Below are 6587 nucleotides of genomic sequence, written 5' to 3'. Positions count from 1 at the left end.
GATGGATGTGGGGTAGCACCACATCGCTATCAAGCTAATAAAAAGAAATGCCCCCTAAAATGAAAAAATATGCCATCCTTTCCTATGATTCTATATAAAGAATAGCGTATTTTCATTGTTTTTGGGATTAATTTCTTAAGTTTCATGGAAATGTATTTACAAATCCAAAATATGGTTGACATTTCAATATTACACTTGTAATATTGGATTATAGATTACAAGTGTAATACAAGGGGTGGAATTTTATAAAATGAAAGAATTACCTAAAATATCGGAAGCTGAATTGGAAATCATGAAAGTTCTTTGGTCAAGGTCGCCTCAAACAGCCAATGAAGTAATTGAAGCACTTGAGGAAACGATGAATTGGAAACCGAAAACGATTCGAACGCTTATTAATCGATTAGTCCAAAAAGAGGCTGTTTCTTACCATCAGGATAAAGGGCGTATGTATGCCTATTATCCTTTAGTGTCGCAAGATAGTTATCTACAAGTAGAAACCAAATCGTTCCTCAAACGTTTCTGTGGTGCAGCATTTAAACCTTTACTTGTGAATTTCTTAAAAGAAGAAAAACTTTCTTCAGAAGATATTAACGAACTCAAACGTATTCTGGATGAGAAGACTGAGGAAAGTCAGAGGAAGGATAGATGATGATAGATATGTTTGTAAACGTCTATCTACCTCGATTTTTTGATTGGGTGATAGAAACATCCATTATGGCAAGTATATTAGTCGGCTTAATCTTATGTGTCAAAATCTTGCTTAGAAATAAGATAACTCCGCGATGGCAGTACATGTTATGGATGATTTTAATTGTAAGACTTCTATTACCATGGTCACCAGATAGTTCCTACAGTATTTATTCTCTTCTTTCATATAGCTCTGGCGTGTCTGAGATTTTTCAAAAGGATACTACTCCAGCTATACAACAAAAAAGCGTGTCAGAAGATAAAACGAATCATTCAGTAACTACAAAAGGAGATGGTTACAAATCTAACTCCGTAAATGTAATGAAAGAGAGTGACCAAATAGATAGTAATAAAAAGAAAGAAGATACTACACTTTCCGTTTATAAAGTTACGTTATATATTTGGCTTTTTGGAGTAGCTATTCTGGCAACGATAACTTGTATTACGAATAGACGATTATATTCTTACATAAAAAAGCAACCCAATATTACGGATGAAAAAATTGTTGGGATTTTTGAAAACTGTAAACAATCTATGGGAATTAAGAAGCAAATTCCATTACGGTTGGCTGGGAAAATCTCAAGTCCGACTGTTTTTGGGCTTTTTCGCCCGAGAGTATTATTATCAAGCAGACATATGAAAGTATTGAATGAGCAACAACTACAATATATTTTTTACCATGAGCTATCTCATATGAAACGAAGAGATATAGCTGTAAATTGGGTTTTGTATAGTTTAATCATCTTAAATTGGTTTAATCCGATTCTTTGGTATGCCTATTCATGTATGCGAGAAGATCAAGAACTAGCCTGTGATGCATTTGCGCTTACCTTTATAGAATCAGAGGAACAAATTGCATATGGACATACAATTATTACTCTTTTAGAACATTATTCAAGTTATTATCAAGCACCGAATCTAGCCAATTTAAGTAGAAATAAACGAACGCTAAAAAGGAGAATTCTTATGATTAAGAAATTCCAGAAGAAATCCTATCGCTGGTCCGCGCTTGGAATTATTGCAATAGTTGCTGTTGCAACTATTTCTTTATTCAATGCACGTGCAGTCGAAGGAGATGAAAGGCAGAAGGGACAAGTGGTAGAAAAAAAGCAGAAATCTAAAGATGCTTTTCAAAATGCTGTAGAAACAATATTAGGTACACCAGAAAATGCGGAAAAAGATTGGGGGATGGTAGAGAAGTCATATAAAAGGGATGCAGACTTTTTGTATTTGGCGGAAAAATGTTTAACGAAAGAGGAGTTTGAACAGTACGTACAACTGTTCAAGGAAACTCGTGCTATTCAGAAAAAAGCAATGATCAAAAGAAAGATAGATGAGAATTTTAAGGATTATGACGGAGATACAAAAGAACTTAGGGTGGAGCGTTTGAGTCAAGCTGATCGTGAAAGGTTAAATGCGCTTAATAATCAATTAAAACCATTTATAGATAAGGTGACTGAATCTTTAATATATACCGTAGAAGAATCGCAAAAATATGTTGATTTCCAAATTAAGAAACCAAATTATACAGTTGAGGGGTATAAGTTGCAGAAAGAAATCGGGGATTCATTCCTTGAAAGAACGCCAAAATTAGTTATTAAATCAGAATATATAAAGGGGAAATATGGTTATACTATTTATCAATCTGAGATTCTTGAAGGGAGTAAAGATCCATTTTATAATCTTTTTAATCGGGAGGAAGATATAAAGAAGTATGAGTTAGAAGGGAATCAAGTGTTTTATTCTGCTAATCATTCCATTTCTAATTTACAAGGTATGAAGATGATTGTTCCCGCAAAAGGAAATAATAGTGCATATCAGATAGTTATCATAAATGATAGTTTAGATAATCAGGGAAAAGAAGTGTTTGATAGGAATGTAAACAAAACGGAAATGGAAAAAATAATACTTTCAATGCTGAAATAATAAAAAGGTGTTTTGAAGATTTATATCTTTAGAACACCTTTTAGTTATATTAAGCATAAATACAGGGAGGAAAAGAAATGCGTTCAAACAAATATAACACCTTAGCATTACTTTGTATGATGTTGTTTTTTTATTACTTGGGTATTAATATTTTTATATGGGAATTATAACTATTCTGCTAACAATGCTGGCAGTAATTTTACTCCTGCTGAGATGAGAATATCGATTGTACTTGATATTTTACAGATGGTATTCCTTGTGATGTCTTTTGTATTCGGATTGATTGCGTATTATGGTTCAGAGAAAAAGGGAGGACATACAGGAATATACATCTTAATATCTCTCGCCTTGTTTATATTGACAGGGCTTTATGAAGTTGTAATAGTTTACGTATTAGTAACTGAGCCAATACATTGGAAGCTTTTTTTCATGTAATTATTAAACAAGAAGTGCTGGTGAAAGATAACATCTCTTTCTAAATAGGGTACCGCCACATGCCCATCAACTTAAGAAAAATAAACGCCCCAAAACGAAAAAAATGAGCTGACTTCTCAAAATAACTACCTGTAGAGAAAGAAAATTTTCGTTTAGGGGGTACTTCAAAACCTTAGCTTGATAGCGATGGGGTACCGCCATATGCCTATCAACCTAACAAAACAGATTACCCCAAAAACAATAAAAATAAAATTCGGTGCTATAAAAAACACAAAATTTTCGTTTAGGGGGTACTTTAAATCCTTAAGTTGATGGATGTGGGGTACCGCCCCATTGCCATCAATCTAACAAAAACGAGATAAGGGTTCAACCGAGAGGCGTGTATTTACTAAATAAAATGAAACTATAGTCTGGACTTATTAGGATTTTTCACAATAAAAAGAATTACTTAAAGTGTATATTCCATTCTAATATTTTATTATTAATAACTGACGGTATCATCACATTTCATTCTACTGCCTATTTAGAAGAGTCATGTACATTTTGGAGAAGTCCTTCAATAAGTTTTGTTTTTTCATTCACCTTTGTTGCATATGTGAAATCACCATAACAATATGGATACCTAAAATTATTTTTATTTCCACCACAAGTGTACATCGCTGGATTTTGATCAACTTTCATCTTAGAAAACTTTTTAGCCGACTCCTCCGAGTGTTGTTTAACTTCTTGACTGGCAATAAAATCAATATACCCTGGTCCCATATTATAGCTTTGAATAATTGTATCCATGCTAACATCTTTTTCCGTTCCATATTTGTACATTTGAGCAAAGTGTTTTACCCCTTGTTTAATGCTCAAGCTTGTCTCTTGAAGTTCATTTGGCTTTAATCCAAGTGATTCAGAAGATTGCATAGGGTCGTTGCCCTCACCTCTACTCTCTTGGTACATAATTCCTAACAAAACTGCTGTTTTCTCTCCTAAATTATATTGTTCTAATTCTTTTTTCAAAATGGGCTCATATTGCAATAAACGTTTTTCGGTAGCAAGTACTTTATTTTTATGATTATTGGTTTTATGATTAAAATATAGTATTCCAAGCATTGTTCCTAAGCCTAAAATACTAATAAAGAATAATATAATTATTCGTTTTTTACTCGTATTCTTCATATATTCCTCCTTTTATAAGAAATTCCATTTTTCAATGGAGGTTTGTTCATTACAAAATATGTAATGAACAGCTAATTCCCTGATCCTTTTTAGACCCCAAATTATTTCTTTTAAGTTTAAAGTTTAATATGGAAATCTAAAGATTAAGTAAAGATAAAGTAAAGTTAAGATAAAGTTCATTTTTTAGAGTACTTTAAAAAGATATTGGTACAAACGGATATGAGGGAAAACTTGTTGATATGAAGAGAAATAAAAAGAGCAGCTAGCAAAAGCTAACTGCTCGGATCCCCAAGGAAGAGTGAAGGAAATATTCTATCACCAACAAAGAAGAACAATTTGAACTACCCCCACTTTCACTTCGTTTAGAAGTGGGGGATTCCTAAGTAAAGAGTTCTATCGAGCTCTAATTTATTAGGCGATCTCCGCAGTCCTTGCGGTTAGAAGCCTTATCGCTTCATTCTTTAGATTGATACTTGCGTTAATATCTCTATCATGATGTGTACTACAAGAAGGGCAATCCCATTTACGTAGGTTTAGATTTTTAACGTCTTTGTTTTTATATCCACAACAAGAACATAATTGGCTTGAAGCAAATGTTTTCGATACGACAATGACTTGTTTACCGAACCATGTTGCTTTATATTCCAACATGGTTCGAAACTGTGACCATGATACCTCACTAATTGCTTTTGCTAACTTATGATTCTTTAACATATTCGATACTTGCAAATCTTCTATACCGATAACATTCAAAGTAATCTAATGTCGCTTAATGTACCAGATCTTGTTGGTATGAAAACAGCCCAATTATCAGCTAATTCAACGCTCATTCATATGTATCGTGGTGTTAAGAAAAAGTTAGAAGAAAAATTACAAAAGTTGATAGCTTTTAACGCTAGTTCTCCTCATATATTTTCAGAAATCGCCTCTTTACAGCAAGCAGTTAATCAAGGATTAGCCCAAACAAAGACAGCATGGAATGCTTCAAGTGGTACTTTTACGATTCCAAGTCCAGAGGCTCTAAGTTGGACAAAAGGAATTCAAGAGAAATGGCAGGATTATGTAGAACGTCATGAACCTAAAATAGAGGTACGAGCTGAAAAGGTAAATAAGGGTTCTGTAGGAGAACATACACATTATAATGTGTATGTTGATGGTGTTTATGATGAGGATAAAACAAAGGAACTTAAGTGGATGTTTGATAAAGAGTCTTTCAAAGAAACCACTCATTTCATAGGTGATTTTGTATTCATTAATGATATTTATCAAACAGTAACCGGTAAAGATTGGCTGTCAGGAGAAACAATCAGTAGAACGAAAGCAGCTGGAATGCTAGTTTTATCAGTCCTTCCTACTAAGAAGTTAGAAAATATAGCAAAAGAGTTAAAGGGTGGGAACAAACTTTTAAAAGGTGTAGAATTAACTGAAAAAGAAGAGAAAATATTAAAAGAGGCAGGATTGCTTGACAAAGTTGGCAAAGTCGAAAATGTTGAGAAAGCCAGTAAAGCTGAAACAGAAATCGGAAAACATTCAGCAGAAACTTTGAACAGAGACCAAACGAGGATAGTTGTTGAAAATCTTCTAGAAAATGGAGAGATAAGTGTAAAAGATTTGAAAAATATGATTCCAGAAGGAACACCTAATACATTTAATCCAAGCCCTAGAATACCAGAAGGAGCAAAATATGAATTTCAGTTATCTGATGGGCAAAAAGCAATTATTAGATGGCACGGTCCAGATAGTGAAGCTGCTATCAAGTATCCTGGTTCAGCATCTGGTTCTAGATGGACTGCTCAAGTTAAGGTAGGAAATAAACAAATAAAAATAGATGGGACATGGACAAAAAACCAAGGTTTAAATGAGTTCATGTACCAATAAAGGGGAAATAAAATGATGAGATTGCAAAATTACAAAGAATTGCCAGAAACTATGTCAGAAGAAGAAATATATAATCTTTTTAGCGAAGCAATTAGTAATTTTAAGGATAATCAAATAGATAAAGATGAATTCTTAGAAATTTTAACGGAATTAATGGAACGACAAGTTTTAACTTATGAAATTCTGAAAGAACCAATGAAAACTGAATTAGATGATTTATTATGTAGTTTGTGGAATACAAAGAATTATAATGATGTGGACGTCATGTTATCATTAATAGTAAGTTTAGGGCTAGAAAAAAGTTTCAATAAAGCTAAAGAATCTATAGTTGAGAGTAAAAATATAGAACCTAAAATACTCAAAGAGATACAAGAAACTATTGATGATACCGGGGATAATATAGCTAATCCATATTATGATTATGATTAAAAATAAATAAAAAAGGAACCTTAGGTAAGATTGGTACTATTTTTCCAGATGGTACTAAACAACTG

At 32.9% G+C, this 6587-nt stretch carries 5 protein-coding genes and 1 pseudogene; 4 read left to right on the top strand and 2 right to left on the bottom strand.

Features of this window, described 5'->3' with window-relative positions; translation table 11 throughout:
- Positions 1-250: 250 nt before the first annotated feature.
- Together U860_RS0130300 and U860_RS0130295 are read left to right on the top strand one after the other, a co-directional pair.
- Positions 251-649, top strand: a complete 399-nt coding sequence (locus U860_RS0130300) for a BlaI/MecI/CopY family transcriptional regulator (RefSeq protein WP_025151401.1) — start codon at positions 251-253, stop codon at positions 647-649.
- Positions 649-2613, top strand: a complete 1965-nt coding sequence (locus tag U860_RS0130295; protein WP_025151400.1) for a beta-lactam sensor/signal transducer — start codon at positions 649-651, stop codon at positions 2611-2613. Before U860_RS0130300 ends, U860_RS0130295 begins: the two co-directional genes overlap by 1 nt.
- A gap of 954 nt (positions 2614-3567) precedes the next feature.
- Here U860_RS0130295 and U860_RS0130285 read toward each other — a convergent pair.
- Both U860_RS0130285 and U860_RS0130280 read right to left on the bottom strand, forming a co-directional pair.
- The gene (locus U860_RS0130285; protein ID WP_025151399.1) at positions 3568-4215 is read right to left on the bottom strand and encodes a lysozyme family protein; all 648 of its coding nucleotides are present in this window, start codon (positions 4213-4215) and stop codon (positions 3568-3570) included.
- A gap of 411 nt (positions 4216-4626) precedes the next feature.
- A pseudogene (locus U860_RS0130280) lies at positions 4627-4965 on the bottom strand (RNA-guided endonuclease TnpB family protein); the annotation flags it as partial.
- A gap of 12 nt (positions 4966-4977) precedes the next feature.
- Between U860_RS0130280 and U860_RS36735 the strand changes: the two are divergent.
- Both U860_RS36735 and U860_RS0130270 read left to right on the top strand, forming a co-directional pair.
- Positions 4978-6093, top strand: a complete 1116-nt coding sequence (locus U860_RS36735; protein ID WP_050447583.1) for a pre-toxin TG domain-containing protein — start codon at positions 4978-4980, stop codon at positions 6091-6093.
- 12 nt (positions 6094-6105) lie between these two features.
- Positions 6106-6522 (top strand): hypothetical protein, encoded by a 417-nt coding sequence (locus tag U860_RS0130270; RefSeq protein ID WP_240184511.1) that lies wholly within the window; start codon positions 6106-6108, stop codon positions 6520-6522.
- Positions 6523-6587: the final 65 nt, after the last annotated feature.

This window comes from Bacillus sp. H1a, assembly GCF_000633475.1.
In the GTDB taxonomy this organism is placed as follows: Bacteria; Bacillota; Bacilli; order Bacillales; family Bacillaceae_G; genus Bacillus_A; species Bacillus_A paramycoides.
This window is presented reverse-complemented; position numbering and strand designations above follow the sequence as displayed.